Raw genomic sequence first — 26,932 nt, 5'->3', positions numbered from 1 at the left:
CCCGATCAGCGGGAACCACGGCGGTCTGATCCAGCCGTCCTGGCAGTCCGGGGTGGCGTCGACCTGCCCGAACGGGCGGTTCGTGAGCGGCGTCCGGGCGGTTGAGCTGCCGAAGTCTGTGCACGGGCTGTTTGTCGGTACACAGTGGGAACCAGGTGAGACGCCGGTCACAAAGAATCGGCTCGAATCCCTTCCGCAGTCACATTCGTGCACATCCCTGAGGAGATACCGATGGCTATCGAGCTCAACCAGATCTGGGACTTTCCCATCAAGGAGTTCCACCCCTTCCCTCGCGCCCTGATGGGTGTGGGCGCTCACGACATCATCGGGGTGGAGGCCAAGAACCTCGGCTTCAAGCGCACCCTTCTGATGACGACCGGTCTGCGCGGTTCGGGCATCATCGAGGAACTCGTCGGCAAGATCGAGTACCAGGGTGTCGAGGTCGTGCTCTACGACAAGGTCGAGTCGAATCCCAAGGACTACAACGTCATGGAGGCCGCGGCTCTCTACCAGAAGGAGAAGTGCGACTCGATCATCTCGATCGGCGGTGGTTCGAGCCACGACGCCGCCAAGGGCGCTCGCGTCGTGATCGCACACGACGGTCGCAACATCAACGAGTTCGAGGGCTTCGCCAAGTCCACCAACAAGGAGAACCCGCCCCATATCGCCGTATCCACCACGGCCGGAACGGGTTCCGAGACGTCGTGGGCGTACGTGATCACCGACACGTCGGACATGAACAACCCGCACAAGTGGGTGGGCTTCGACGAGGCGACCATCGTCACCCTGGCGATCGACGATCCGCTGCTCTACTACACCTGCCCTCAGCATTTCACCGCGTACTGCGGCTTCGACGTACTCGCGCACGGCAGTGAGCCTTTCGTGTCTCGTCTCGATTTCGCGCCTTCGCTCGGTAACGCGATCTACTCGGTCGAGTTGGTCGCGAAGAACCTGCGCGAGGCCGTCTTCGAGCCGCGCAACCTCAAGGCCCGCGAGGGAATGATGAACGCGCAGTACATTGCCGGGCAGGCCTTCAACTCCGGTGGCCTCGGCATCGTTCACTCGATCTCGCACGCGGTCAGTGCCTTCTTCGACAGCCACCACGGTTTGAACAACGCCATCGCGTTGCCGCGTGTGTGGGAGTACAACCTGCCTTCGCGCTATGAGCGCTACGCCCAGTTGGCCGGCGCACTCGGTGTCGACACTCGCAACCTCACCACAGTTCAGGCCGCGGATGCTGCCGTCGAGGCTGCCATCCGTCTGGCCAAGGACGTCGGTATCCCCGACAACTTCGGTCAGGTTCGCACCGACTCGTACGCGAAGAACCAGATGAACACCAAGAAGTACGAGGGCCGTGGTGATGTCATCAAGGGTGACGAGAAGACTGTGCGCGCCATCTCCGAGCACATTCAGGACGACTGGTGCACCCCGGGCAATCCCCGTGAGGTCACCGTGGAGTCGATGATCCCGGTTGTCGATCACGCGATCAACAAGTCGTACTTCTAGCAGGGCCTTCGGCCCCGTGCGCCTTTTTGGTAGCCCGCACTACCAAAAAGGCGCACATGGGCTGTGCCCCTATCGAAAGGTATTCCATGTCCGGTCGCAGTTTCTCCAGCGGAATCGAAGTGAAAGATGCTCTGCGAGAGCAGGACTACATTGCCGATGACGAGTTCGCGGTAGTCGTTCATCTGGCGACGGCGCTGGGGCGTCCGCTCCTGCTCGAAGGTCCGGCCGGTGTCGGCAAGACGGAACTGGCGAAGTCTCTGGCTGCGATCGGCGGCCGCAAACTGGTGCGATTGCAGTGCTACGAAGGGCTGGACGACAATCGCGCCCTGTACGAATGGGACTACGCGAAGCAACTCCTGCACGTGCAGATGCTCCGCGACCGGATCAGCGATCAGGTTTCCGAATTCGACAGCGTCGCCGAAGCGTCCAAGTTTCTGGCCGATCAGGATTTCGGTTTGTACTCCGAGAACTTCCTGTCCGTACGGCCGCTGCTCGAAGCAATCCTCTCACCCGATCCGGTAGTACTTCTGGTCGACGAGGTGGACCGCACCGAGGAGTCGATGGAAGCACTGCTCCTGGAGATTCTCGCCGAACAGCAGGTCACCATTCCCGAGGTCGGTACGTTCGTTGCCCGCTCGCAGCCCTGGGTCATTCTGACGTCCAACGACACCCGCGAGCTCTCGCCCGCACTCAAGCGTCGATGTCTGCATTACCATCTCGGCTATCCGACGTCGGAGCGTGAACGCGAGATCGTCACGGCCCGAGCGCCGGAGGTGGATTCGGCTACGGCCACCGAGGTCGTCGAATTGGCTCGCATCCTGCGTGACCTCCCGCTGCGCAAGAGTCCGTCCATCTCGGAGGTCATCGACGCGGCCAGGGCGGCAACAGTGCTCGCGGCCGGCGGATTCGACACCGCTTCCGACGCCAAGGTGCGCGACATCCTGCTCACGGCGTTGCTCAAGTACTCGTCCGATGTGACGCTGGCCAAGGAACGATTCGACGGAAAGCGTCTCGAATCACCGTCGCGTGACGGCGGCGAGCCGATCGAGCGGTCCACGGTGGCAAGCAAACCCGCCAACACGACGACGGCCGTGTTCCGGGGCACGGGTGGGCGTGACCCACATCAACAGGGAATCCGCGGCGGCAGCGGAATCCGTTCGACGCGATGACGACGCTCGGTGGCCTTGCTGTGTGGCAACCGTCGTTTGTTCTCGACGTGGTGTCCGCGAGTTTCGGCCGATTGCTGAGGGCGGCCGGAGTTTCCGCGTCACCGGCCGAGGTCATCGAAGTTCGGCGTGTTCTCGCGATGGTCGGCGCTTCGGATCGTGAGACGTTGCGAGCATGTCTTCGGGCAGTGTGCGCCAAGTACTCTCACGAGCAGGCCGGTTTCGATCGGGCGTTCGACGCGCTGTTCCGGCCTGCCGCAGGCAAAGCGCACGGCGAGCGGATGGGTTCGCGCGCCGAGGTGGCGGACGGTCTACCTACCGCGCTGGGGATCAACGAGGATCAAGAAGTTGGTCGGTACGCCGAGTACAACGAGCGTGCGGCCGAGGTCGGCGACTACTTCGACACTCCGGAAGCGGAGAAGGGCTTCAACCCGCACAAGGACGACGACGATGTGTCGATGACGTCGAGCGATGCCGAACTGTCGGTCGATACCGGTTCGGAGACCGGTCGACGCGGAGTCAGTTACACGGTCGACGTGGACCGTGCAGCGTCGGCGGTGGTCGGTGACCTGAGCACCAGTGTTGCTGCAGCAGTGGTCGGCTCGCTGTCCTGGGACGATCCGACGTCGATCCTCGCCTGGTTGGATGCCTACGACCCGAGCAAAGCGTATGCAGATGTCTCCGACGACGGGCCGTTGACGCAAGCACAATTGAACCGGCTCGTCGAGGCGGTCGAAGCGTTCGTGCAAGCACTCTCGGCAGCTGCACTCGCCGAAACCGCTCCCGATGCGCCCGACAGTGAATCTGCCGCGGGCGCAACGCACAACGACATCGAACTCGCGTGCCACGAAGTGCTTCGGCGGATGAGAGGACCGTCCAGACCTCGGCCCCGTGAGCGCTCTCGTGGGCATCTCGACATGCGACGCACGGTGCGTTCGAGTCTGCGCACCGACGGAATTCCCTTCCATCTGGTCGTGAAAGCTCCTCGCCCCGATCGTGTTCGACTACTTCTCATCGCCGACGTGTCGCTGTCCGTGCGCCCCATCACCGCGTTCACTCTGCGCTTGGCTCAGGCAATGCATCGCCGAGCAGATCGTTGTGAAGTCCTCGCCTTCGTCGATCGTCCGGTCGACGTGACCGACACCCTTCTCGCCAGTAGTGGTGACGGCGCACTGGCCGCGGTACTCGCGCACCCGGGTCTGGATCTGGAAGCCAGCAGCGATTACGGGCGGGTGCTCACAGAATTGTTGGACGAGCACGGAAACACCTTGAACTCACGGACGTCTGTCATCATCGTGGGCGACGGTCGGTGCAACGGGTTGCCCCCGCAGGCGGACAAGCTCGAGGAACTCCGCCGAAAGGTCCACCGTCTGGCATGGATCACGCCTGAACCACAGCGTTACTGGAACCAGGCGTCGTGCGCGATGCCGGAGTATTCGGAGATCTGCGACGAGGTTGTTGTTGCCCGAGATGCCGCGCAACTGATGGCAAAGGCCGCCGAGTTGGGGCACGCACTTCGCTGATGTCAGTGCACTTCACCGATGTCACTGCGCGATCTGTCGTGAACTAGTTTGATCTCATGTCCGAAATCAGGGGATCGATCTGGCGACCGATCGCGGCGCTGACAGTGCTCGGCGCCGTGTGTGGGGTTGTGGCGCTCGGCGTGTTTCAGTGGTGGTGGAAGTCGTTGGCGTCACCGCACATTCTCACCGGAGGATCCTATCGGGAGCCGTTTTCCGAACCGACATACACCGGACCCGGATTCATGGACCTCTTTCCGGCAGAACCTGCCCCGTGGCTGTACTCGGGACTGGTCCTCGGACCGACGGCGGTCGGCTTGCTCGCCGGGATCGTGTTCGTGGTGTTCGTCCGGTGTAATCGTGCGCAGAACCGCACGATTGCACCGGACGAATCATCAGAGCGCTAGCAACGCTCGCGAGCGCAGGCGAGGGTCTGCCAACGGACGTAGCGCCAAGCGCAGCAGGACCAAGACGTTGTCGTCGCCGGCAATCCTGTTGACTTTCAACGTATTGCACTCGACACACTGGTGAACGAGCATCCATTCACCGTCTTGCCGGACCGACAGGCAGAGCGCCGCCATGGCACCTCGGCACTGTTGTGCTCGGTCGCCCGGAACGCGACCGTCCACGTGGCGGCTGGCCAGACAGTTCGGGCAGTGGTTCCGATGAGCGGTACCCGGCGCCGCAGTGGAGATGTCCAAACGGCATGTGAGACAACGGAAGCTCGATCCCTGTTCTCCGCCGATTCCGTGCAGTACGTGCTTGGCCCGTTGCGGTGCCCGCCGCGCGCGGGTGCTGGGATTCCTACGTGGCATCTGATTCCCCCTCACAAGTCGCCGAAGGCTTCGAGCGGGAAGGGCGGTTGCGCGAGCGGCCGCACTGCCATTCTCAACAACAACAACTGGTTGTCGTCTCGGCTGACGGGGTTGGAGGTGAGCTCGAGGCACTGTGCGCAGCGGTGGATGATCATCCAATCGCCACTGCGCAGTACTGCGATCGAAATGGGAGCCATCCGCATTCCGCAGTCCGACGGTCCACCTTCCACCTGGTCGAACAGGTGTCGGGAATGCAGGCAACTGGGGCAGTGGTTTCGGCGATCGCCATCGGGGCCGTACGTCATGACTGTGAGTCCGCACTGAATGCACGAGAAGGTGTCGGTTTTCGAGATGGAATTGTGTGATTGAGGCACTGGAGAACTCCTAGCTGAGTGAACAAAGCAGTAGGAGCAGGCCGAGGGGGCCTCGCGGCTGTCAGTCCGACGTTTCGAGGATCAGCATGTGACCCTCGAGGTTGCCGGTAGTGCAGGGGCGAGAGGCGCGCTCGGCGCGGGCTGGGTCATAAACACCTTCTGAATCGGTTCTACGGGCCACTCTGGCCGCAACCGAAAGTACAGCGGGACCTTCTCGCCGCGCCATTCATTTTCCCGAGACGCCTTACCTGCCCGAACGGGTAGGTAAGCGCCTCTCCTTCGGTGGGTGTGCCCCGTCTGCTGTCCGCGTAGGCTCGGGGCCAGCGATTGTAAGGTGGATCACACCAGTTTGTGCACGTGGGAGTTGATGCGCTGAGAGCGACGGATGCGAAATCCCGACCGGAGATCTCAGAGCAGCGAGAGGAGAGTGGGGTCGTGTCCGTGGCATACCCGGATGCTGTGAACCACGGTGTTCATCGCCGCGGCACTGCTGCTCGACTGGTCAAATTTCACGCCCCCGAGATCGTCTTCGGTATCGGTTCCCTGGTCGAGGCAGCACACGCGACTCTGAGGTTCGGCGGGTTCCGACCATTCCTGGTCACCGATCCCGGTCTGATCGACGCGGGATGGGTCAGCGAACTCGAAGACCATCTCACGGAGCAGGGATTGACGGCGACGGTGTGGTCAGGGCTGACGCCCAATCCCAAGGACTTCGAGATCGCGGCCGGTTTCGAGGTGTACCAGGAAGGCGAGTGTGACGTCATCATCGCGCTCGGCGGCGGTTCGGTCATCGACGCGGCTAAAGGTGTAGCCGTCCTCGCTGCCAACGGTGGCAACATACTCGACTACGAGGGGGTAGATCAGGCGACCAAACCGATCCCGCCGTTGGTGATGGTTCCCACCACGTCCGGCACGGGCGCGGACGTGTCGCAGTTCTGCATCGTCACGGACACGACCCGCGGCACCAAGATCACCATCATCGGCCGGGCGCTGGTTCCAGATGTGACGGTCATCGATCCGCGGTTGCTCACGACGATGCCCGAGTGGCTCAATGCGGCAACAGGATTGGACGCACTGACGCACGGAATCGAAGCCTTCGTCTCACTGGCGCACAATCCGTTGACCGATCATCACGCGCTCCGCGCTGTCGGCCTCGTGACCGAGAATCTGGTGCACACGATCCAGGACCCGATGGAGATGGAAGCTCGATCGGTGATGGCGCAGGCGAGCCTCGAGGCCGGGTTGGCGTTCACCAACGCGATACTCGGAGCCGCGCACGCCATGAGCCATCAGGTGGGCGGCATGCTCGACCTTCCGCACGGCGTCATCAACGGAATTCTCTTGCCCCACGTCATCCGGTTCAATTCCACCACGGACGCCGCCCCCTTTGTCGCCATCGCTGCGGCACTGAGTCTTCCCGAGCAGCGCGGCACCCCGGAGGAAGCAGCGCTGGCGGTGGCCGACCGTGTCGAACGTCTCGCCCGGGAGGTCGGTGTGCCGAAGGGGCTGGGGGAGTTGGGTGTTCGCGAGGAAGACCTGAGTAGGCTCGCCAGCTTCGCGTTGCTCGACGCCTGCATGTCCACCAATCCCAGGGAAGCGACGCAGGAACAGATGGTGGCGTTGTTCCGAGGTGCCTTGTGAAGATGGACGCTGTGAAGATGGACGCTGTGAAGAGGGCCGCTGTGAATTGGTGCAGGCGATGACCGCGGACCTGTCCCGGCTCACCGGATTACGATCGGGTAAGAGTTCGTTCTACCCGCAGTATCGCGGTGCGGCCGAGCGCCTCGAACGCGTCGTGCATGCCTTGGAGTTGATCTCGCGGGCTTTGGTGCGCACCGTCGAGGGGCCGGAAACCCTCGTCTGCGCGGTCGCGGAAGCTGCCCGTGCGCATCTGAGTGCCAACTGGATAGTCTTCGCCTTGGCTGACGGAACTTTGCCCGACGCCGGACCACGGCGACTGGTTCTCGGCCCGGACGCCACCCCTTTTCTGGTCGACAATGTGGAGGGGCCGCCACTTCCGGAGGATGTCGTCGAATGCCTCGACGACATCCGGTACGGAAGAATCGAATCCAACTCGGTGATCGACGCGCACTACGCGTTTGTGCCGATCGTGCTCGGTGGCGGCGTGGTAGGTGCCTTTGCAGCCTGGACGCCGGCCAACCGAACCCTCGACACGACGGACGGAGCCGTGCTCAGCATTCTGGCCAGCCAGACTGCTGTGGCTCTGCAGAATTCGGCGCTCTATCAGCGCGGACAACTGCTGCTCGAGCGTGCCGAAGATGCGTATGCGGAGGCCAATCGTACTGCAGCCGACCTTGCGGTGCGCAACAGCGAATTGGAGTCCACTCAGCGTCAACTCGGAGTGGCGCACCGGCACCAAGTGGTCGACGACGAACGTCACCGGATCGCCCGCGAACTGCACGACAGTGTGACACAGGCGGTGTTGTCGGCGGGCATGCAGATCGAGGTCTGCCGGAGCGACATCCCGGAGACTGAACGCAGTGAAAGACTGGACTTGGCAAAGGATTTGACCAGGAGGGCGGTCGAGCAGCTTCGTTCGGCGATCTACGCGCTCAATCATTCGTCGGACGCGGACCGCACGTCGTTGCCCGAGATGCTCGAGCAGCTCGGCGTGGTTCACATGCCGGACGAGTTGGCGGTGAGCGTTCGCGTCGGCGGTACCCCGACCGAACTTCCGGGCGATGCCGAACACGCTCTTCTCCGGATCGCTGGGGAAGCTCTTTTCAATGCAGCGGTCCATGCTCACGCGAATCGGGCGGTGCTACGTCTGACCTATCGGGCGGACTCCGTGTTGCTGTCGGTCTCCGACGACGGTGACGGCGACCCTGCGCGAATGCGTCTGATCCTCAAACTCGCAGCCACCAACGACGTCGACGGCCGCCATCGCGGTCTCGCGAACATGCAGGCGCGAACACTCGAGTTGGGTGGTGCGCTCGAAGTACGGCGCGCGCGGATCGGTGGGATTCAGATTCTCGTGCGACTACCACTGCCGTTCGACTCGGGCATGGAAAACCTTTGCTCCACCACTGAAATCGAGAGCGAGGAATCATGACCACTGCGCGTCCCGTCATCACCCGCGGAGCATCGCCGGTTCAGGGATTGGTTCGAATCGTCCTGGTCGACGACCATGCAATTCTGCGGCAAGGGCTCCGCTCGGTTCTCGAGCGCGAAAGCGATCTCGAGATCGTGGGGGAGGCGTCGTCCCTCGCCGAGGCCCTCGCCGTGGTCGACAAGGTCGGCCCGGACATCGTCCTGATGGATCTCAAACTCTCCGCCAGTTCCGACTACGAGGGACTGACCCTGTGTGGCCAGCTGTCCTCGGCGCATCCCGGCCTCGGACTGTTGGTTCTCACCACGTTTCTCGACGATCAACTGGTGGTGCGAGCGGTGCACGCGGGTGCTCGCGGCTATGTCGTCAAAGACGTCGACACCACCGAATTGGTGCGTGCGATCAGGGCGGTCTCGCGGGGTGAGAGTGCGTTCGATTCGCGCAGCGCGTCAGCTGTCGTGCGATCGCTCAACGGGCAGTCGTCGTCGAAAGAACGATTGACCGATCGCGAACTCGAAGTGCTCAGACTCCTCGCAAACGGCTTGTCCAACATCAAGATCGGTGAGAGATTGTTCATCTCACCGACCACCGTCAAGTTTCACGTCAGCAACATCATGCGCAAACTCGAGGTGAGCCGTCGAGCAGAGGCCGTCTACGCCGCGAGTAAGCAAGGTCTGATCTAGCTCCGCTAGGAGACCGTCCAGGCGCGCAGCGCTTGATGCTGTACGAGGAGCACGCTCGAACGAGTTGTGCGCAGAGTCGACGCGGTCATCTCGGCAGTCAGACCCACTGCGATTCGTAGTACCAGAACCTCACGTTGGTCGTCGGTCAGGCGACGCGGGCGTTTGAATTGTCCGTCGATGTTGCGTGACTGGGGAATTGACGCAATTCGTCGAGAGGCCAACTCGTACGCGAAGGTCTCGATGCGTGTGTCGGCCGAGATCGTGTCGGACATTCGTGTGACGACGTCCAGGGTGCATTGGTGGGCGAGATCGTCGGCGAACGTCGCGACGGGCGTCCCGAGGAGTCTGGCGCGATAGTAGAGAACGACGCGAGGGTGCAACCGGGCCAGTAGTTTCGACAGTGCATGGTGATCACCGGCGAATGCCTCGGCGGCGGTGCGATTCAGGGAAATCGATCGTTCACAGGTTTCGGGTGAAGCGGTACGCGCGAAGGGTGGAGTCGGTGAAGTGTTCGCGCCCCTGATCGACAGCTTCATCAGCAACTCCTCGATTACACCGCACCTGACCATGCTGGAACGAGAATTGAGGTACCCCGCCGAAATTGCGGGTAAACCTGAAGTTACCTGCCAGGTGTCCGGTCTTTTCGCCGGGAGCGCCAGTCCGCGAGCATTCGCGGCATTTCCGCGGCCATGAAGTCGAAGAAGTCGCGCAGATCTGCCATACGATCGCCGGCTGTGGTTCCTTCACCGAGGACTCGTATGCCCTCGTCCGCAACTGCCGAGACCTGGTAGAGCGAGGACTGTTTCGTGACAAACGCGTCGGCCCACATGTCGACGCTGACGCAGTAGTGCTGACGCCGCGATCCGGGGACGGCCACACGCTCGATCAATCCGACTTGCTGGAGGTATCTGACGGCTCCGGAAATGGCGGCGGGGCTCACTCCCAACCGAGATCCGAGATCTCCTGGCGTGGACGAGGGTGTCTCGCTGGTCATCAACGCGGCCCAGACGCGTGCGGGCATCGGCGGAAAACCCATGTCGCTCAGTACGAGTGAGAGTCGCTCGACATAGTGTCGGCTCTCGTCCGGTGCAACGGTGTGGCTGGTGTCGGTCATCGGAACCCTTCGATCTTTCCGTCTTTTCTATCTTCACACATTTGTGAAATCGGCGTACGGTCAAATTCATGGGTGCGGCAATTTCAGTGAATAGCCTCGTCAAGACCTTCGGTACCACCCGCGCGCTGGACGGCCTCGACCTCGACGTCTCGACGGGTGAAGTGCACGGATTCCTGGGGCCGAACGGTTCCGGAAAGTCCACCACTATTCGGGTGCTCCTCGGCCTGCTCCGCTCGGACTCCGGAGACGCAACCGTTCTCGGCGGCGATCCGTGGCGAGACGCTGTTACTTTGCATCGACGTCTCGCCTATGTGCCTGGCGACGTGAATCTGTGGCCCAACCTCACCGGCGGTGAGGCTATCGATCTGTTGGCGGGCCTGCGCGGTGGCTTGGACCGAAAACGCCGCAGCGAGTTGCTCGATCGCTTCGAATTGGACCCGACCAAGAAGGCGCGTACGTACTCGAAAGGTAACCGGCAGAAGGTTGCACTCGTGGCCGCGTTCTCGTCCGACGTCGACCTTTACGTCCTCGACGAACCCACATCGGGGCTCGACCCGTTGATGGAGGCGGTATTCCAGGACTGCGTCGAGGAGGTGGCTCACGCCGGAAAGACGGTACTGCTGTCGAGCCATATCCTCGCCGAGGTCGAAGCGCTGTGCGATCGTGTGAGCATCATCCGCGACGGGCGGACGGTGGAAGAGGGAACACTGTCCGAACTCAGGCATCTCACGCGCACGTCCGTCGCGGCGGAGACGCAGCGTCCGATCGGTGGACTCGACGGACTGGGCGGTGTCCACGACGCCGTGATCGACGGTAACCACGTCACCTGCGAAGTCGACAGCGCGCAACTCGGACCACTCATGACGTACTTGGTCGGATTCGGAATCGTGGCGCTCACTTCCACTCCGCCGACTCTCGAAGAACTTTTCTTGCGGCACTACGGTGACGAACGGGCCAGGGAGACTTCGGTACACCTGCGAGCCGAGACCGGAGTACGGCCGTGACCGTTGTTGTCGAGGCCGCTTCACCGGTACCGGCCTCGGCAAGTCAATTCGCCGGCACACGCCGACTGGTTCGGCTGGCTTTGCGGCGGGACCGAATTCAGCTCTCCGTGTGGGTTATCTCCATCGTCTTGTTCATGCTGCTGGTTGTCGCCAGTGTGACCGGGCTGTACTCGACATCCGAGGAATTACGAAACATCGCAGTCAGTTCCGCGGTATCGCCGGTCGCGCTGGCGACCAACGGGATCGTGTCCGGTGATTCGCAGGGCGCGATAGTCGCCAGCCAGTCGGTGCTCGTGTTCGCGTTGGTGGCCGCATTGATGAGCACCCTCGCGGTGGTTCGCCATACGCGACAGAACGAGGAGACCGGCCGAGCCGAGATGATCGGTGCAGCGGTGGTAGGTAGACGAGCGCTCCTCACCTCCGCACTGATCGTAACGGTCGGTGCGAACGTCGTTCTTGCACTGGGAATTGCACTGGGATCGATCGCCGTCGGTTTGCCTGTCGTCGGTTCGTTCGCGTTGGGCGCCTCGATAGGTGGGACCGGAATCGCGTTTGCCGGAGTGGCAGCCGTGACGGCGCAGATCACCGACGGTGCTCGTACGGCCAACGGCCTGGCGGGTGCCGCGATCGGCGTTGCCTTCATGCTGCGCGCGATCGGCGACGTGAACAGTACGGTCGTCGACGACGGAACTCGCGTTTTGAGCGGTTGGTTGTCGTGGCTCTCGCCGATCGGGTGGGCACAGCAGATCCGACCCTTCGACGACGACGCCTGGTGGATCCTGTTGTTGCTGCTCGGATTTGCGGCTGTGCACGTGGTGGTGGCTTTTGTTCTCATCGGCCATCGCGATCAGGGAGCGGGGCTCGTACAGCCCCGTCCCGGCCCGCCAGTCGCGGCATCGTGGTTGCCGTCCGCCTGGGGCCTGGCGTGGCGCATGCAGCGAATGACGATGTTCTGGTGGATCTTTGCCGTTGTCGTTCTCGGGTTCGCCTACGGCGCTGTGGGCAACGAGATCGACGCGATGGTGGGATCGTCGCAGCAGACCGCGGAGATGTTCGAGAAACTTGGCGGCGGCGGATCGGATCTGGTGGATTCCTACTTGGCCACTGCTCTGGGGCTCACGTCGATAGTCATCGCGGCGTATTCGGTCCAGAGTCTTCTCCGGATGCGGGGCGAGGAAACATCGGGACGGCTCGAACCGTTGCTGGCAACGTCTATGTCGCGGTGGAGGTGGATGCTTTCCCACCTGGGTGTGGTTGTGGGCGGCGTGATCCTCGCGCACGTCTTGATGGGTGCCTTCACCGGTTTTGCCTTCGGGCTCGTCACGGACGACATCGGCGGCAACACACTTCGCATGACTGGCGCCGCGTTGGCCTATCTGCCTGCGGTGCTCGTAGTCGTGGGGTTGGTGTCGTTGGCTTTCGGACTGTTTCCGACGTACGCGTCGGCGCTCTCCTGGGGAATCTTGGCGGCATGCATCGTGCTCGGGCAACTCGGCACGTTGCTGAAGCTTCCGCAGGTAGTGCTGGATCTGTCGCCCTACACTCACGTGCCGGGTGCCCCTGCCGAGCCGGTGACAGTTCTGCCACTGCTGGCAATGATCGTTGTGGCAGTGGTGCTTTCGACAGCATCGCTTGTTGCGTTCCGTCGTCGCGACCTCCAGGTGTAGGAGAGCTGAAACTCAACTCAGAATTCGACGAAGCTGGCGAGCCCGAGCAGCAAGTCGTCCGGTCGAGTCGAATAGTTCGGATTCGTCAACACAGAGAGTGTCCGTCGCCCAGGCAGTCCCGTGGCGTAGGCGATACCACGGTGACAGCGTTCGGGGATCTGCCGTGAGGTGCTCCGGGGTGAAATGCGCGGTGAACTCGATGGTCGGTATGGCCACGGGCATCGTCAGTGTCGCGAACAGTCCGGGCGGAAGCGCGTCGAGAAGGACCGCGGCGCGCTCTTGGGCCGTGAAATCGAGGTCTGTGAGCAGGCGGATCCAGACGTCGAATTCAGGGGAGTCGCCACCGGCGAACGGCCTCGCGGAATTGATCGGCCGGATGTCGAGGTGCTGGGCGAACGGCACAAAATCCACCGGGATCTCCAGCGGCGGCAGGGTTGACGGGTCGGCCGGAGCCGGTTCGGCGACAGGGGCGGACATTGTTGTAGCTCCTATGTCGCGGGCCAACCGAACGAGAGCGGATCCCGAACCGGTCAGCGTGACGTGGCAACTGACGGTCCGCCCGCCCCGCATCTCGCCGACAGTCAACTCGGCCGGCCCAGGAGGAACGGGGCGGTCCAGATGCGCCGTGACTGCCAGCGGTTCGGCTCCGGACGCGTCGGCCGCCACCCGCAGCATCCGTGCAATTGCGAGTCCGCCCTGGATGCCGTCGAAACTCCGCCAACTGGAGTCGAATTCGGTGTGATGACGCGCTGCGTCGGTCGACGGCGCGGCCGCCACTGATGCCTGACTAGTAATTGCCATAGTCAGCACCCTAGATGCTGACTATGGCTATGGCAAGCTAGGGTCTATTCGGGAGTGCTGGACGACCCACCGAAGAGCATGTAGATGAGGATCTGAAGAATGCCGAGAGGATTGATCTCGCCGAGGCTGCTCATGTGTGAGGAACTCCTGATTGCAGGGATGGGTATTGTTGCGTCGCAACGTCACTGAAAGTACGGCAATTCGGACAGTGTGGTGCGAAATTTACCGATAATTCACTGTCCGCGTGTCGAGCGGCAGTGCAGGTAGGCGTCAGTGACCACGTCGAGAACGCGATTGCCGTGTGCATCGACCAATTTCGCTGTGATGGTCACCAATCCTCGCGCGCGATTGTCGAACACGACGTTGTCGACGGTGACCTTTCCGCTCAGGGTGTCACCGGGGCGAAGCGGACGGAGGAAGCTCACGTCGCGCATGGTTTTCCCGGCGATCACGTTCCACTGGTCGTAGAGACTGGCGACCACCAACTTCTGGCAGATCGACAGGGTGTGCAGCCCGCTGGCGATCAACCCGCCGAAGACGCCGGACTCGGCGGCTTCCTTGTCGACGTGAAACCACTGGGGATCCCACTGAGTTGCGAACTCGACGATTTCCTCTTCGGTCACCGAATACGAACCCAATGGGATCACTTGGCCGATCTCGAGATCCTCGGCGAACACTGCGCGTTTGTGAAGGGCGGCCGAATCGTTCATGGTTGTGAAAATCTCCTGCGTGTTCCGGGTGTACTCGGAACATACTCTCGCAGTGTGTTCGAGTCGGTCTCCGGTGTCGTCGGGCAATGCAGGGTCACTAGAATCGCCACATGGTCGACGACGCGAAAATCGAGCCGAGGGCGCTGGTAGGAAAGTGGCACTTCGAGCGGGACATCGTCGACCGCCTTTCCGGTTCCACCAAGCATGTATTCGGCGAGACCACTATCTCCGACGCCGGTGACGGTCGGATGCGCTGGTACGAGAGCGGCACGCTGCGTGACGGCGACCTGGAATTACCCGTGTTCCGAACTCTGTTCGTTGCCGAGCGCGGCCTCGAGTGGGCCGTGACATTCGAAGACGGCAGAGAGTTCCACGACTGGGCGCCGGGGGAGGAAGTCGAGCACCTGTGCGGTGCGGATACCTACCGCGGGCGAATCGACGTCACTGCCGGAGATCGATCGACCTGGACTGTCGTCTGGACCGTGACGGGGCCGAGCAAGGACTACACGATGACCACGCATCTCACCCGGCCCTGATCACATCGCTCGCCAGTTACTCGACGCCGATCGTCACCTCGGTGGACTTCACGAATACCGTTGCGGCTTGGCCTGGTTCAAGATCGAGATCCAGTGCGGCATCGCGGGTGATCGACGAGGTCACAATCTGATTCCCGCCGTCCAACTTCACCTTGACCGTCGCCATGACGGTGCCGAGGTTGACCTCGGTGATGGTGCCGGTGAGTTGATTTCGTGTGGACAGTCGCATCGCTGAACTCCTGTGCTCTCGGGTGGGTGTTCTTCGACCATAATGCGATGGTCGCGTATCTACCCAGCGATTCCGCAGGTGCGGACATGCGGGCGCCGCCGGTGCGCGAATATTGTCGGGCGGTGGAGGTAGATTCCGGTCATGCCTGAACCCGTGAAAGGCCCGGCGTCGTATTTTCCGTCGATCGAGAAGAAGTACGGTCGGCCGATCGGTGAATGGCAAGAGCTGATCAGAAGCTCAGACCTCACGAAGCACATGGAATTGGTCAACTGGTTGAAGTCGGAGCACGGTATGGGTCATGGGCACGCGAATGCGCTTGTCGCCCATACGCTGAAAGAAGGGTAGTTCTTTTCAGGCGGCCGATGCGTCCAGCACCAACCAGCCGCCGTGATGCTCGAATACCTCGAACGGCACACGGCTCTGCCGGCCGACCGCACGCAGTGACTCGAGATCGAAAGTGCGGATGTGGCCGTGGCACGCGGTGGCTTCGTCTTCGAAGGGGACGGCAAGGACGACCCGTTGACGCGCGATCCGGAGTGCTTGCGCGATCACGGCCTCGCCGACTGCGTCGTCGACGTGTTCGAGGAGATGAATCGCGGTGACGGTGTCGGCGCTGTTGTCCGGTGCCGGTACTTCACCCGCGTCGCAGATCACCGTGTCGATCGTGATGCCGAGTTCGGGGGCAACCGCGTCGAGCAGGATCATCGTTCCGGGCAGGATGTCCGTGGCGGTCACGTCCATTCCGGCGCGCGCGAGCCGCAGGGGCAGGAAACCGAAGCAGGAACCCAGATCGAGCACGGAACCGCGGACCAGCTCTTCGGCTTTGTCGTGAATCGGCGCGAAATCTGCAGTGCCGTCCAGTAGTTCGGCAAGGGAGTTCCGGTAGTAGGTGGTCCAGGATTCGAGAGCGCCGTCCACGGTGGAGCGAACCAGGCCGACCATCGTCAACTCGAATTCGTCCTGACCGAACTCCGCGTCCTGGATCGACGAGGTGACTCCGGCGACGAGTCGCTCACTCAGGTCGGCGGGAGTGAGGGAGTGCTTGACGTGGAGGCGACCGCCTCGGCGATTGAGCGAGATCGGACCGGACTCGACGCGTTCGACGGTGACATGTCCGAACGACCACAAGCCCGGCGTCGACGGCGCCAGGGAATCCAGGACGGGTTCGTTCGTGATGGTGGACATGATCGCCTTTCTCAGGTGGTGATGCTTTCTCAGGTGCTGATACCGGTCCGCAGGGACTGCGTACCTGTTTTCAAGAGTTCCGGTAGCTCGAGTGAATCGTCGGTGAGCCACTGCTCGTACGCCGACATCGCGACCCCGAGCAGAAGATAGCCGACCGTGCGTGGGCCGTGATCGGTCGGCTCGAGATTCATTCGGCGTGCGACGTAGTCGGCGACCACCTGCCGCCAACCTTCGTACATCACCACAGAGTATGCCTGAAGCGTCGGAACTTCGAGGATCAATTCCATCCGTTTGCGATGTACCGCAGTCTCTTCCGGTGGGAAGGTGTTGAACGTCAACAATGCGGATTCGAGTGCGTCGACCAACGGAATATCAGCGGGCAGTGAATCCAGGTGCTCGCGCATCTCGTCGAGATGTCCGTCGAAGTCTCCCCAGGGGACGGCGTTCTTGGACGGGAAGTAGCGAAAGAAGGTCCGACGCGCGATGCCGGCGGCGTCGGCTATCTGGTCGACGCTCACCTCGTTGAAGCCGACTGTCGAAAACAGTTCGATCCCGATCGTGCTGATTCCCTCCTTCGTTGTGGAGGGGCGACGACCTATCCGAGCGGACGGTTTCTTGCGGCTACGCATACTTTTTTCGCTCCATGTGTGTCATTCTGCACTCGATGCCATTACAGTGGTGAACCGAGTCACAGTGAAGTCCCACTAGTGACCACCAACTCCCAGGTTGGAAGTCTGATCTACAGACTTCCAGACGGAGTGCGACCGCAGGAGGAATCCATGTCAGAACGTGACAACAAGGCGCTCGAGAACGACCTCGTCGAGGAGTCCCTCGTGGAGGAAGTTTCCATCGACGGCATGTGCGGCGTGTACTGACCGTGTCTGCTTTGGATCTCGATGCGGGGTGGAAACTCCACCCGCAGGTAGCGCTTCGCCCCGAACCTTTCGGGGCGTTGCTCTACCACTTCGGAACACGCAAGCTGTCGTTCCTGAAGAACACGACCATCGTTGCGGTGGTCAAGGCGTTGCCAGACCATCCTGATGTCCGGTCCGCACTACGTGCGCAAGGCATCGAAGATGACGCGGCTCCCCAATATGCCCGCGCGCTGAGCACTCTCGCCGACTCGCACATGATCGTGCCTGTCTGAGCCAGACGCTCGCCCCCACGTGCGGAACAGCCCTTCCGCACGTTCGCCCGCTTCATTTCTTCGCGAGGACACAGCCATGACCTCAGTTCTTGAACAGCCCTCCCCGCCCGCCAAGGTGGGTCGCCTCGTCGATCAGTTCGAACTCGGACTCGACGCCCCCATCTGCCTGACGTGGGAACTCACCTACGCCTGCAACCTGTCCTGCGTGCACTGCCTTTCGTCGTCGGGTCGTCGTGACCCCAACGAGCTGAGCACCGAACAGTGCAAGTCCATCATCGACGAGCTGCAGCGTATGCAGGTTTTCTACGTCAACATCGGTGGCGGCGAGCCGACGGTACGCTCCGACTTCTGGGAGCTCGTCGACTACGCGACCGACCACCAGGTTGGTGTGAAGTTCTCCACCAACGGCGTGAAGATCGACAAGAAGGTCGCGGCGCGCCTCGCAGCCAGTGACTACGTCGACGTGCAGATTTCCATCGACGGTGCCACCGCTGAGGTCAATGACGCTGTGCGCGGGCCTGGTTCGTTCGCGATGGCCGAGCGCGCTCTCGCGAACCTGAAGGAAGCCGGCTTCAAGGACGCCAAGATTTCGGTGGTCGTCACGCGGCACAACGTCAGTCAGCTCGACGAGTTCAAGGCTCTCGCGGACAAGTACGACGCGACCCTGCGCATCACTCGACTGCGTCCTTCGGGCCGCGGCGCCGACGTGTGGGACGACCTGCACCCGCGTCCGGAGCAGCAGCGTGAGCTCTACAACTGGCTGGTCGCCAATGGCGAAGGCGTCCTGACGGGCGACTCGTTCTTCCACCTCTCCGCCTTCGGCGATGCACTGCCCGGTCTCAATCTCTGTGGCGCGGGCCGCGTCGTGTGCCTGATCGACCCGGTCGGTGACGTGTACGCATGCCCCTTCGCGATTCACGAGCAGTTCCTCGCCGGAAACATCGTGAAAGACGGTGGATTCCAGGAAGTCTGGCAGCACTCGGACCTGTTCGAGGAGCTGCGCTCGCCCCAAACCGGTGGCGCCTGCAGCAAGTGCAACCACTACGACTCCTGCCGCGGCGGCTGCATGGCGGCCAAGTTCTTCACCGGACTGCCGATGGACGGACCTGACCCCGAGTGCGTCATCGGTAACGGTGAAATGGCACTGGCGTCGGCGGGCGAGGTCCCGAAGTCCAGTGTCGACCACTCCCGTTCCGGTCAACGTAAGACCCCACGTGCATCGGTGCCACTGACACTGATGATGCGTCCGCCCGCCAAGATTTGTGACGAAAACCCGCTTGCGGGAATGCAGTAACTACTGCGCGATACCGACAGTGCGGCGAAAGCTGCACCCCAGAGAGGTCAGTTCAATGGCTAAGAATGCTTTCTTCGAGACGGTGGCAGAAGCACAGCGCCGCGCGAAGAAGAGGTTGCCCAAGTCCGTGTACGCGGCGTTGGTAGCGGGATCCGAGAAAGGGCTGACGGTCGACGACAACGTCGCGGCATTCAGCGAATTGGGTTTCGCTCCCCACGCTGCCGGGCTGTCGGACAAGCGCGAGATGTCCACCACCATTATGGGCCAGGACATTTCGTTGCCCGTCATGATTTCACCGACCGGTGTGCAGGCAGTGCACCCCGACGGTGAAGTAGCGGTAGCCCGTGCGGCTGCAGCACGGGGAACAGCCATCGGACTGAGTTCTTTTGCCAGCAAGTCCATCGAAGAAGTTGCCGCGGCCAACCCGCAGGTCTTCTTCCAGATGTATTGGGTCGGCAGCCGCGACGTGCTCCTGCAGCGTATGGAGCGCGCTCGCGCTGCCGGTGCCAAGGGCCTGATCATCACCACCGACTGGTCCTTCTCGTACGGTCGCGACTGGGGCAGCCCGTCCATCCCCGAAAAGATGGACCTCAAGGCGATGTTCCAGTTCGCACCCGAGGGAATCATGCGCCCGAAGTGGTTGCTCGAGTTCGCCAAGACCGGCAAGATCCCGGACCTGACCACCCCCAACCTCGCGGCTCCCGGCCAGCCTGCACCGACGTTCTTCGGCGCATACGGCGAGTGGATGCAGACTCCGCTTCCGACGTGGGAAGACATCGCCTGGCTTCGTGAGCAGTGGGGTGGACCGTTCATGCTCAAGGGCATCATGCGCATCGACGACGCCAAGCGAGCTGTCGACGCCGGTGTCTCCGCTATCTCGGTCTCCAACCACGGTGGTAACAACCTCGACGGCACCCCGGCGCCGATCCGTGTGCTCCCGGGCATTGCCGAGGCCGTGGGCGATCAGGTGGAAGTTGTTCTCGACGGCGGCATTCGACGCGGCGGCGACGTCGTCAAGGCGCTCGCACTCGGAGCCAAGGCCGTCATGCTCGGGCGCGCCTACCTGTGGGGCCTCTCGGCCAACGGCCAGGCCGGTGTCGAGAACGTGCTCGACCTCATGCGGATGGGCATCGACTCGGGGCTGATGGGCCTCGGCCACTCGTCCATCACCGAACTGAGCCCGGCGGACCTGGTGATTCCGGAAGGGTTCACACGCACATTGGGTGCCAGCTGAGATTACGGCTCCGATAGAGCTGTGAGTTGACACTCGACGAACACACGACCCTGGCCGGACGCCTCGTCCGGTCCAGGGTTGTTTTCGGTCCGCACGAGACCAACCTTGCTGTGGGACGCTCGCTTTCCGATCGGCACCGTGCGTACTACCAGCGCCGCGCCGAGGGCGGAACCGGGATCGTCGTCACCGAAGTGGCCTCGGTATCGGAGAACGACTGGCCGTACGAGCGGGCGCCGTTGGCGTCGCAATGTGGCCCGGGGTGGCAGTCGATCGCGGCTGCATGTGCTCCGTACGGAACGCTGGTTCTGGCCGGGCTCGGTCATACCGGGATGCAGGGATCGAGCGCATACTCCCAGTCGGTGCTGTGGGGACCGTCCAGAGTGGCCGACCCGGCGACGCGTGAGTTGCCGATGGCAATGGGGCAGGCGGAAATCGACCAGTTGATAGCCGGCTTCCGTGAGGCGTCGGCGCTGGCCGTCGCTTCGGGAATGGACGGAGTGGAACTCGATGCCGGTCCTCGAAGCATTCTGCGACAATTCCTTTCGGGTCTGACCAACACTCGGCAAGACCGATACGGTAGCGATCGCGTTGCTCTTGTTCGCGAGGTCATCTCGGCAGTGCGCGAGGAATTCGGGTCGGATCACGTTGTCTCCCTGCGGTTGTCCTGTGACGAGGAAGCTCCATGGGCGGGCCTGACGCCCGATCTTGCCATCGGTATCGCGCGTGAGGTGTCTCCGTTCCTCGATCTCCTTGTCGTCGTTCGTGGCGGACTCTATTCGTCCGACCGGTACCGCCCCGATTTTCACTGCCCGCCGAACTTCAACCTCGATCTGTGCCGTGAGATCAAGGCCGCTCTGTCGATTCCTGTTGTCGTGCAGGGGAGCGTCGTGGACATCGCCGACGCTCACGCGGCGCTGGAAGTAGGTGAGTTCGTCGAGATGACCCGGGCCCAGATCGCAGACCCGGACCTGGTTGTGAAAGCCGCGCGCGGCGATCGTCCCCGGCCGTGTGTGCTCTGCAATCAGACGTGCCTCGTGCGTGATCCTCGCAATCCTGTCGTGACGTGCGTCGGGAATCCGAGCGCGGGTTTCGAGACGGTGGACCCCGATGAGCGAGAGCAGATTTCGACACCGGGAGCCGTGCTGGTCGTGGGGGGTGGCCCCGCTGGGATGGAAGCCGCACGGATCTCGGCGGTGGCGGGGCACTCGGTCACACTCGTCGAGAGTTCATCGCAGTTCGGCGGCATGATCCGAACTTTTGCGCGAGGTGACGGCCGTAGCCGGTTCGCACTCCTCGCGCAGTGGTTGGAGGACGAATGCCGTCGTAGCGGCGTGACGATGCGGACCGGGGCGGCGCTCGACGCCCAAGACCTGGGTGACGCACGCAGCCGGGGCGAGTTTGTTGTCGTTGCCTCCGGTAGTGCTGCGAGGCCGCCGACGTATCCGGTCGACGATTCGGTTCGATGGTTGGATGCGTCGGAAGCCTTCGAGAAGTTGAGCACCGTGGGGCCGGGTCCGGTCGCGCTGATCGATCCCCTCGGTGGACCGATCGCGGTGGCGCTCGCAGAAGCACTCGCGGCCCATGGCATCTCCGTCTCGATTGTGACTCCCGACAGCATCGTCGGTTCGAGGCTCGGTGCGAGTGGGGATCTGGTCGGCGCCAACACGCGCATCCAGCAGGCCGGGGTCACCAGGGTGCTCGCGTCACGTGTCACCGAAATCGCTCGAGGGGCCGTCTGCGTCGAACACGTCCATACCGGCGAGCGGTCACAGCTCGAGTGCGAAGTGGTGATCGACTGCTCGCCTCGTCTGCCGAACGAAACGCTGAAGGAAGAGGCCGACATTCAGGTGGGCGACTCGGTTGCCCCGAGAACTGTTCTCGAATCCATCCGCGAAGGGCGCTTTGCAGGGTTTACTACTAGAACGAGTTTCAATTCTGCAGAGAGGGCTGTCTCATGACACAGGGTTCAGTTCGTTCGCTCGAAGGTCGCGTTGCTTTCATCACCGGCGCAGCGCGCGGTCAAGGACGTGCGCACGCGGTCAAGATGGCGCGCGAGGGAGCAGCGATCATCGCGGTCGACGTATGCGCGTCGGTGGCGTCGGACAATTCCTACGACGCAGCAACTTCCGAGGACTTTGCCGAGACGATACGTCTGGTGGAAGCGGAGGGCGGGAAGATCCTCGCCCGCGAGGTCGATGTCCGTGACGGCGCAGCGCTCACCGCGGTGGTCAAGGACGGCGTCGAACAGTTCGGACGTCTCGACATCGTGGTCGCCAACGCCGGGGTCTGCAACTGGAATCGATTCTGGGAAATGTCGGACGAGCAGTGGGAAACCCTGATCGACATCAACCTGACCGGAGTCTGGAAAACCCTCAAGGCCTCGGTGCCGGCGATCATCGAGGGTGGGCGCGGTGGATCGATCATCGTGGTCAGTTCGGTGGCCGGACTCAAGGCGCTGCCCGGACAGGCGCACTACGCGAGCGCCAAGTTCGGTCTCGTCGGTCTGACGCAGGCCGCGGCAAAGGAACTGGGGGAGTACAAGATCAGGGTCAACTCGATCCATCCTTACGGAGTGAATACGCCGATGGGGGTCGACCAGGGCGCTCTCGAGGTATTTGCAAAGTTTCCGCAGTACCTTCCCAACTTCACTCCGATCCTCTCGGACATCGCTTTCGCCGAACCTGACGAGATCGCCGATACCGTCCTGTGGCTCGCCGGTGACGGTTCCCGCACCGTCACGGCAAGTCATATCGCTCTCGATCAAGGAAACTCCAAGGTCTGATGACGCCGTACCCGCGCCTCTTCGCGCCACTGCGCCTGGGCAACCTGACACTCCGCAATCGGGTCGTGTTCTCCGCACACCTGACCAATTACGCGGAGAACGGGTTGCCGACGGAGCAGCACGCGAGCTACTACGAGGCGCGGGCACGCGGCGGTGCGGGTCTGATCATCACCGAGGAGCACTCGACGCATCCTTCGGATCGACCGTACGAGAAGATGATTGCGGGCTATCGGCCGGAAGCGATCGAGGGATACCGGCGGATCACCGACGCCGTTCATGCGCATGGTTCGTCGATTCTCGCGCAGATCAACCACAATGGGGGTCAGGGCGCTGGAACCTATTCGCGATCGCCGCTGTTGGCGCCGAGCGCCGTTGCGGATCCGTTGTTCCGCGAGGTGCCCAAGGCTGTCGACGACGCGGACATTGCCGAGATTCTCGCAGGGTTCGCCCTTGTTGCGCGCAACTGCGTTGCCGGTGGCTTCGACGGGGTGGAATTGCAGGCGTCGCAGTCGTCCATAGTGCGCGCGTTTCTCGCCCCCTCGACCAACCTGCGCACTGATCGCTACGGCGGGGGCGTGGCACATCGTGCACGGTTCCTTCTCGAAGTGCTCGGGGTACTGCGTAAGGCCATCGGCCCTGATCGTGTCCTCGGTGTGCGCCTGAGTGGATACGAAGGAACGCGGGGTGGCATCGAACTGTCCGACGCAGTAGCCACCGCTCAACTCATCGAAGCTGACGGTCACGTCGACTACATCAATACCACCGTCGGAATGGCCACGGAAACACTGCATCTGGTCGAAGCATCGATGGCTGTACCCACCGGCTACGCCAACTTCGTCCCGTCTGCGATCAGGGAGGTCGTCGATCTTCCAGTCGTCGGAGTCGGCCGTTTCAAGACGCCGGAGCAAGCCGAAGCCGCACTCGAGGACGGTGTATGCGATCTGGTGGGAGTAGTTCGCGGGCAGATCGCCGATCCGGATTTTGTGAACAAGGCGCGTGCTGGTCAATCGGTACAGGTGCGAACCTGCCTGTCCTGCAACCAGGAATGCGTCGGGCGGATGGGTCTGGGACGTTGGTTGGGGTGCACCGAAAATCCGCGCGCCGGTCGGGAATCGGTACCGCTGCCGATGCCGCGGCGACGGGGCCGCACGGTGGTGGTGGTCGGTGGCGGCCCGGCCGGCCTGCAAGCTGCGGCTACAGCGGCCCAGCGAGGTCATGCGGTGACGCTGTTCGAGCGTGAACGAAGACTTGGGGGACAGATTCTTACCGCCTCGGTGGTACCGGCTCGCCGTGAGCTCGCCGACCTCGTCCGGAATCTCGAATCTGAGTGTCGCCGAAGTGGTGTGACGATCGAGTTGGATGCTGGAGCTGATCTCGCGATCGTGGAGGAGCGCGCGCCCGAGGTGGTCGTGATTGCAACCGGAGCGCGGCCTGTGCGACCGGCGTGGGCGGGTGGATCAGAGCGTGTGGTGGGTGTTCGAGACGTTCTCGACGGCAAGATTCTGCCGAGTGGAACGGTGCTCGTCTACGACGAACTGGGATTCCATCAAGGTACGTCGGTGGCGGAGTTCCTCGCTGATCGAGGCTGTGCCGTCACGATCGCGACCAACGGCATGGTGGTCGCGCAGGACCTGAGCATCACCCTGGATTTCGAGGGGTGGAACCGCCGAGCGTTCGAGAAGTCGATCGGTCAACGGACAGATCTGATGGTGACTTCGGTGAGCGCTGGGGCCTCGCCGCTCGTGAGCTTGGTTCACCTTCCGACGGGTGTGACCGAGGAAGTTGCAGTCGACTGGGTGGTCTTCGCGACACAGCAGGAACCTGTCGACGAGTTGTGGAACACCTTGCAGGGAAGCTGTTTCGAGAAATTTCGCATCGGTGACGCCTTGTCTCCGAGGCGTTCGCACGCGGCCGTCATCGAGGGGCATCGGGCCGCGTTGGCGATATAGTCGTCCGTTTTGTCCCTGGTTCTCGAAAGTATGTTTTGAGCATGGACAGTCGGGAAGCATGGCAACTGGATAGCGAGGACCTCAAGGGTGAGGTTCTGGATCTGGTGCGCGCCCGACACGAGTTGCAGTCGCGGATGGTGTTGCTGATCGTGGAGATGTTTTCCCGGGAGGTTCTCGGCGGGAAGGGTTTTCGGGCGATCGCTCAGTGGTTGCATGGTTCGACGAATCTGGAGATCGGTGAGTGCAGTCTGCTGGTCGGGTTGGCGCGGTTGTTGATGCTCGAACCCGTTGTGGGCGATGCGTTTCATCGTGGTGACGTGGATGCGTTGAAAGCCCGTCAGGTGGCGTCGTTTTGTCAGCATCCACCGAAGAACATGACCTCGGCGGATGTGGACAAGGCCCGCGGGATCTTGTTGGGGTTGGCGTCGAAGAACATCGCCGATTGTGATGCGGTGCGGGCAGCGATCCGGCGGATCGAGAAGCAGTACGGCAAGCGTGAGGACGGCGTCCCGGTCGGCGAGGATTCCGAACGTAACGAGTTCTACGCCTCGAAAGGCTTGTACGGCAGAGTGACTGTGAAGGGCGAACTGGATGCTGTGAACGGGGCACGGTTGATCACGTTGTTGTCGAGCCTGTCGGCGCCGACGCCGGAGAAGGACGGCGTGAAGGACACGCGTACTCCGGCGCTACGGCGGGCGGACGGGTTCTGCGAATTGTTGCGCCGGTACGAGCGGGCGGGGTTGGGTCCGATCGAGGGCTGAGTGAAACCACACATCACAGTCACCGCCAGCGCAAAAGACATGACCGACCTCAAAGCATTGAAGGATCTACTGCCGTCGACGGAGGAACTCGGGTTTGCGTGGGCGGATTGGGTGGGTCCGATCAGTATCGATACTGCCCGGATGTTGGCGTGCGACTGCACGGTCACGCGGATTTTGTTGGATGAGAACGGGGTTCCGCTCGAGTGCGGTAAGGAAGCGCGAACGGCGACGGTGCCGCAGCGGCGGGCGTTGACGGTTCGTGATGGTGGGTGTGCGTTTCCGGGGTGCGGGACACCGTCGGGGTGGTGCGATGCCCATCATATTGTTCACTGGAACGATGGTGGCCCAACAGATCTCGACAATCTGATCTTGTTGTCCGGTCATCATCACCGGACGCTGCATCACACGGAGTGGCGGGTGGAGATCGGGCCGGATCGCAAATCGGTGTTCTACCCACCGATGTCGATCGATCCGTATCAGCAGCCGATCGGTGGGAACAGCCCACCGACAGCGGCGTGAACCGCGACAACTGACGAATACGCCGGGGCACAACAATCCCCCGGTGTATCCGCATGCAGTGTTGCGGTGGGAGGGGCCCGCACCAATACGATCGGGGGATGAGTTCTCCGCGTGACCTTGCTGCCATCCCGAGTCCTGCGCTCGAGGGCACTGCGCTCACCGTCGTGGTCCCGGTCGGTTCTTTCGAACAACACGGACCGCACCTGCCTCTCGATACCGACACTCGGATCGCGAGAGCAGTCGCACAGGCTCTGCCCGACGTCGTCGTGGCCCCGGCCATCGAATACGGGGCGAGCGGCGAACACGAAGGGTTTGCCGGCACGATTTCGATCGGTGCCGAGGCTATGGAAACCGTCGTCGTCGAATACGGAAGGTCGGCGTTCAGATGGACGAAGCGGGTGCTGTTCGTCAACGGCCACGGCGGAAATGGTCCCGCATTGGCCAAAGCGGTGGCACTTCTGCGGTATGAGGGGCGTGATGCTGCTTGGGCGCCGTGCGCTGTTCCGGGTGCCGACGCGCATGCCGGACACACTGAAACGAGCCTATTGCTGCACCTTTCGCCCGATTTGGTGCACATGAGCCTTGCTGAGACAGGAAATTTGTCTCCTATCGCGGACCTGATGCCAGGAATGCGTTCGGGCGGTATGGTCGCTGTGTCGCAAAACGGCGTTCTCGGCAATCCAGTCGGGGCTACCGCCGAAGACGGCGCATACATCTTCGGTGAGTTGGTAGGACGCGTGACGGATGGACTGGCCCGGTGGGAGCCTGGTCCAGATGGGAGGCTTCGGTGACGACCACGACCGAGTGGGGGCGGACGGTCCACCTGCGACGGCTTTCGAGGCTGCGACGAGTTGCAGCACGACGGG

Annotated in this window: 28 protein-coding genes and 1 pseudogene; 20 read left to right on the top strand and 9 right to left on the bottom strand. The window is 62.5% G+C overall.

What is annotated here, in order from left to right:
* The first annotated feature begins 231 nt into the window (after positions 1 to 231).
* The 4 genes from mdo to P3G66_RS20560 all read left to right on the top strand — a co-directional run bounded on the left by mdo (position 232) and on the right by P3G66_RS20560 (position 4,599).
* Positions 232 to 1,506: an NDMA-dependent methanol dehydrogenase gene (gene mdo / locus P3G66_RS20575; protein WP_003942095.1), complete on the top strand. Its 1,275-nt coding sequence runs from the start codon at positions 232 to 234 to the stop codon at positions 1,504 to 1,506.
* Between the two features lie 86 nt (positions 1,507 to 1,592).
* Complete coding sequence (locus tag P3G66_RS20570) at positions 1,593 to 2,675, top strand: MoxR family ATPase (RefSeq protein WP_054187807.1); 1,083 nt, start codon at positions 1,593 to 1,595, stop codon at positions 2,673 to 2,675.
* Entirely contained in the window at positions 2,672 to 4,195 is a 1,524-nt protein-coding gene (locus P3G66_RS20565) for a VWA domain-containing protein (protein ID WP_276117058.1), read from the top strand. The genes P3G66_RS20570 and P3G66_RS20565 overlap by 4 nt, the downstream gene beginning before the upstream one ends.
* A 56-nt stretch (positions 4,196 to 4,251) precedes the next feature.
* Positions 4,252 to 4,599: a hypothetical protein gene (locus P3G66_RS20560; RefSeq protein ID WP_047268921.1), complete on the top strand. Its 348-nt coding sequence runs from the start codon at positions 4,252 to 4,254 to the stop codon at positions 4,597 to 4,599.
* Here P3G66_RS20560 and P3G66_RS20555 read toward each other — a convergent pair.
* Both P3G66_RS20555 and P3G66_RS20550 read right to left on the bottom strand, forming a co-directional pair.
* Positions 4,588 to 5,007 carry an RNHCP domain-containing protein gene (locus P3G66_RS20555; RefSeq protein ID WP_054187804.1) on the bottom strand — a complete coding sequence of 140 codons (420 nt, stop codon included), beginning with the start codon at positions 5,005 to 5,007 and terminating at the stop codon, positions 4,588 to 4,590. The genes P3G66_RS20560 and P3G66_RS20555 overlap by 12 nt on opposite strands.
* Positions 5,008 to 5,018: 11 nt before the next feature.
* Positions 5,019 to 5,381: an RNHCP domain-containing protein gene (locus P3G66_RS20550; protein ID WP_276117057.1), complete on the bottom strand. Its 363-nt coding sequence runs from the start codon at positions 5,379 to 5,381 to the stop codon at positions 5,019 to 5,021.
* A 435-nt stretch (positions 5,382 to 5,816) separates the two neighbouring features.
* On the opposite strand from P3G66_RS20550, the gene P3G66_RS20545 reads away from it, so the two are divergent.
* Genes P3G66_RS20545 through P3G66_RS20535 form a run of 3 tightly spaced genes read left to right on the top strand, consistent with a single transcriptional unit; the run spans position 5,817 to position 9,134 of the window.
* Positions 5,817 to 7,022, top strand: a complete 1,206-nt coding sequence (locus tag P3G66_RS20545) for an iron-containing alcohol dehydrogenase (RefSeq protein ID WP_003942060.1) — start codon at positions 5,817 to 5,819, stop codon at positions 7,020 to 7,022.
* A gap of 58 nt (positions 7,023 to 7,080) precedes the next feature.
* Positions 7,081 to 8,454, top strand: coding sequence for a GAF domain-containing sensor histidine kinase (locus P3G66_RS20540; protein ID WP_276117056.1), 1,374 nt, complete (start codon positions 7,081 to 7,083; stop codon positions 8,452 to 8,454).
* The gene (locus P3G66_RS20535) at positions 8,451 to 9,134 is read left to right on the top strand and encodes a response regulator transcription factor (RefSeq protein ID WP_003942005.1); all 684 of its coding nucleotides are present in this window, start codon (positions 8,451 to 8,453) and stop codon (positions 9,132 to 9,134) included. The genes P3G66_RS20540 and P3G66_RS20535 overlap by 4 nt, the downstream gene beginning before the upstream one ends.
* A 5-nt stretch (positions 9,135 to 9,139) precedes the next feature.
* On the opposite strand, the gene P3G66_RS20530 is transcribed toward P3G66_RS20535, so the two are convergent.
* Both P3G66_RS20530 and P3G66_RS20525 read right to left on the bottom strand, forming a co-directional pair.
* Positions 9,140 to 9,670, bottom strand: a complete 531-nt coding sequence (locus P3G66_RS20530; protein WP_276117055.1) for an RNA polymerase subunit sigma — start codon at positions 9,668 to 9,670, stop codon at positions 9,140 to 9,142.
* An 83-nt stretch (positions 9,671 to 9,753) separates the two neighbouring features.
* Complete coding sequence (locus tag P3G66_RS20525; protein WP_007728322.1) at positions 9,754 to 10,248, bottom strand: helix-turn-helix domain-containing protein; 495 nt, start codon at positions 10,246 to 10,248, stop codon at positions 9,754 to 9,756.
* 68 nt (positions 10,249 to 10,316) lie between these two features.
* On the opposite strand from P3G66_RS20525, the gene P3G66_RS20520 reads away from it, so the two are divergent.
* Both P3G66_RS20520 and P3G66_RS20515 read left to right on the top strand, forming a co-directional pair.
* On the top strand, positions 10,317 to 11,252 hold the full coding sequence (locus P3G66_RS20520) for an ABC transporter ATP-binding protein (protein ID WP_276117054.1): 936 nt from the start codon (positions 10,317 to 10,319) through the stop codon (positions 11,250 to 11,252).
* The gene (locus P3G66_RS20515; RefSeq protein WP_276117053.1) at positions 11,249 to 12,919 is read left to right on the top strand and encodes an anibiotic ABC transporter; all 1,671 of its coding nucleotides are present in this window, start codon (positions 11,249 to 11,251) and stop codon (positions 12,917 to 12,919) included. Before P3G66_RS20520 ends, P3G66_RS20515 begins: the two co-directional genes overlap by 4 nt.
* A gap of 12 nt (positions 12,920 to 12,931) precedes the next feature.
* Here P3G66_RS20515 and P3G66_RS20510 read toward each other — a convergent pair whose 3' ends face one another.
* Together P3G66_RS20510 and P3G66_RS20505 are read right to left on the bottom strand one after the other, a co-directional pair.
* Positions 12,932 to 13,720 (bottom strand): thioesterase family protein, encoded by a 789-nt coding sequence (locus P3G66_RS20510; protein ID WP_042920993.1) that lies wholly within the window; start codon positions 13,718 to 13,720, stop codon positions 12,932 to 12,934.
* 233 nt (positions 13,721 to 13,953) lie between these two features.
* Positions 13,954 to 14,430 carry a MaoC/PaaZ C-terminal domain-containing protein gene (locus P3G66_RS20505; RefSeq protein ID WP_007728315.1) on the bottom strand — a complete coding sequence of 159 codons (477 nt, stop codon included), beginning with the start codon at positions 14,428 to 14,430 and terminating at the stop codon, positions 13,954 to 13,956.
* A 110-nt stretch (positions 14,431 to 14,540) separates the two neighbouring features.
* Here P3G66_RS20505 and P3G66_RS20500 point away from each other — a divergent pair, with 110 nt between their 5' ends.
* Positions 14,541 to 14,966 (top strand): DUF6314 family protein, encoded by a 426-nt coding sequence (locus P3G66_RS20500; protein ID WP_042920992.1) that lies wholly within the window; start codon positions 14,541 to 14,543, stop codon positions 14,964 to 14,966.
* A gap of 16 nt (positions 14,967 to 14,982) precedes the next feature.
* On the opposite strand, the gene P3G66_RS20495 is transcribed toward P3G66_RS20500, so the two are convergent.
* Positions 14,983 to 15,195, bottom strand: coding sequence for a TOBE domain-containing protein (locus tag P3G66_RS20495; protein ID WP_003942061.1), 213 nt, complete (start codon positions 15,193 to 15,195; stop codon positions 14,983 to 14,985).
* 141 nt (positions 15,196 to 15,336) lie between these two features.
* Between P3G66_RS20495 and P3G66_RS20490 the strand changes: the two genes are divergently transcribed.
* Positions 15,337 to 15,540 carry a DUF4287 domain-containing protein gene (locus P3G66_RS20490; protein WP_276117052.1) on the top strand — a complete coding sequence of 68 codons (204 nt, stop codon included), beginning with the start codon at positions 15,337 to 15,339 and terminating at the stop codon, positions 15,538 to 15,540.
* Between the two features lie 6 nt (positions 15,541 to 15,546).
* Here the strand turns inward: P3G66_RS20490 and mftM are convergent, their stop codons facing one another.
* On the bottom strand, positions 15,547 to 16,380 hold the full coding sequence (gene mftM / locus P3G66_RS20485) for a mycofactocin oligosaccharide methyltransferase MftM (protein WP_276117051.1): 834 nt from the start codon (positions 16,378 to 16,380) through the stop codon (positions 15,547 to 15,549).
* A gap of 29 nt (positions 16,381 to 16,409) precedes the next feature.
* The gene (gene mftR, locus P3G66_RS20480) at positions 16,410 to 17,009 is read right to left on the bottom strand and encodes a mycofactocin system transcriptional regulator (protein WP_007728311.1); all 600 of its coding nucleotides are present in this window, start codon (positions 17,007 to 17,009) and stop codon (positions 16,410 to 16,412) included.
* Positions 17,010 to 17,159: 150 nt separating this feature from the next.
* On the opposite strand from mftR, the gene mftA reads away from it, so the two are divergent.
* The 9 genes and pseudogenes from mftA (at position 17,160) to mftE (ending at position 26,857) form a co-directional block, all read left to right on the top strand.
* Positions 17,160 to 17,255 (top strand): mycofactocin precursor MftA, encoded by a 96-nt coding sequence (gene mftA, locus P3G66_RS20475; RefSeq protein WP_276117050.1) that lies wholly within the window; start codon positions 17,160 to 17,162, stop codon positions 17,253 to 17,255.
* On the top strand, positions 17,240 to 17,527 hold the full coding sequence (mftB, locus tag P3G66_RS20470; protein WP_007728309.1) for a mycofactocin biosynthesis chaperone MftB: 288 nt from the start codon (positions 17,240 to 17,242) through the stop codon (positions 17,525 to 17,527). The genes mftA and mftB overlap by 16 nt, the downstream gene beginning before the upstream one ends.
* A 76-nt stretch (positions 17,528 to 17,603) precedes the next feature.
* On the top strand, positions 17,604 to 18,821 hold the full coding sequence (gene mftC, locus P3G66_RS20465) for a mycofactocin radical SAM maturase (RefSeq protein WP_003942089.1): 1,218 nt from the start codon (positions 17,604 to 17,606) through the stop codon (positions 18,819 to 18,821).
* A gap of 55 nt (positions 18,822 to 18,876) precedes the next feature.
* On the top strand, positions 18,877 to 20,055 hold the full coding sequence (gene mftD / locus P3G66_RS20460) for a pre-mycofactocin synthase MftD (RefSeq protein ID WP_003942047.1): 1,179 nt from the start codon (positions 18,877 to 18,879) through the stop codon (positions 20,053 to 20,055).
* A gap of 26 nt (positions 20,056 to 20,081) precedes the next feature.
* Positions 20,082 to 22,013, top strand: a complete 1,932-nt coding sequence (locus P3G66_RS20455; RefSeq protein ID WP_276117047.1) for a mycofactocin system FadH/OYE family oxidoreductase 1 — start codon at positions 20,082 to 20,084, stop codon at positions 22,011 to 22,013.
* Positions 22,010 to 22,837, top strand: a complete 828-nt coding sequence (locus P3G66_RS20450) for a mycofactocin-coupled SDR family oxidoreductase (protein ID WP_003941966.1) — start codon at positions 22,010 to 22,012, stop codon at positions 22,835 to 22,837. Before P3G66_RS20455 ends, P3G66_RS20450 begins: the two co-directional genes overlap by 4 nt.
* Positions 22,837 to 24,786 (top strand): mycofactocin system FadH/OYE family oxidoreductase 2, encoded by a 1,950-nt coding sequence (locus tag P3G66_RS20445; protein ID WP_276117046.1) that lies wholly within the window; start codon positions 22,837 to 22,839, stop codon positions 24,784 to 24,786. The genes P3G66_RS20450 and P3G66_RS20445 overlap by 1 nt, the downstream gene beginning before the upstream one ends.
* Before the next feature lie 41 nt (positions 24,787 to 24,827).
* Positions 24,828 to 26,066 (top strand): annotated as a pseudogene (locus P3G66_RS20440) (DUF222 domain-containing protein).
* A 98-nt stretch (positions 26,067 to 26,164) separates the two neighbouring features.
* Positions 26,165 to 26,857, top strand: coding sequence for a mycofactocin biosynthesis peptidyl-dipeptidase MftE (gene mftE, locus P3G66_RS20435; protein WP_054186896.1), 693 nt, complete (start codon positions 26,165 to 26,167; stop codon positions 26,855 to 26,857).
* The last annotated feature ends 75 nt before the right edge of the window (positions 26,858 to 26,932 follow it).

Origin of the sequence: Rhodococcus sp. C3V (assembly GCF_029269915.1) — a bacterium.
Taxonomy (GTDB): domain Bacteria; phylum Actinomycetota; class Actinomycetes; order Mycobacteriales; family Mycobacteriaceae; genus Rhodococcus_F; species Rhodococcus_F qingshengii.
This window is presented reverse-complemented; position numbering and strand designations above follow the sequence as displayed.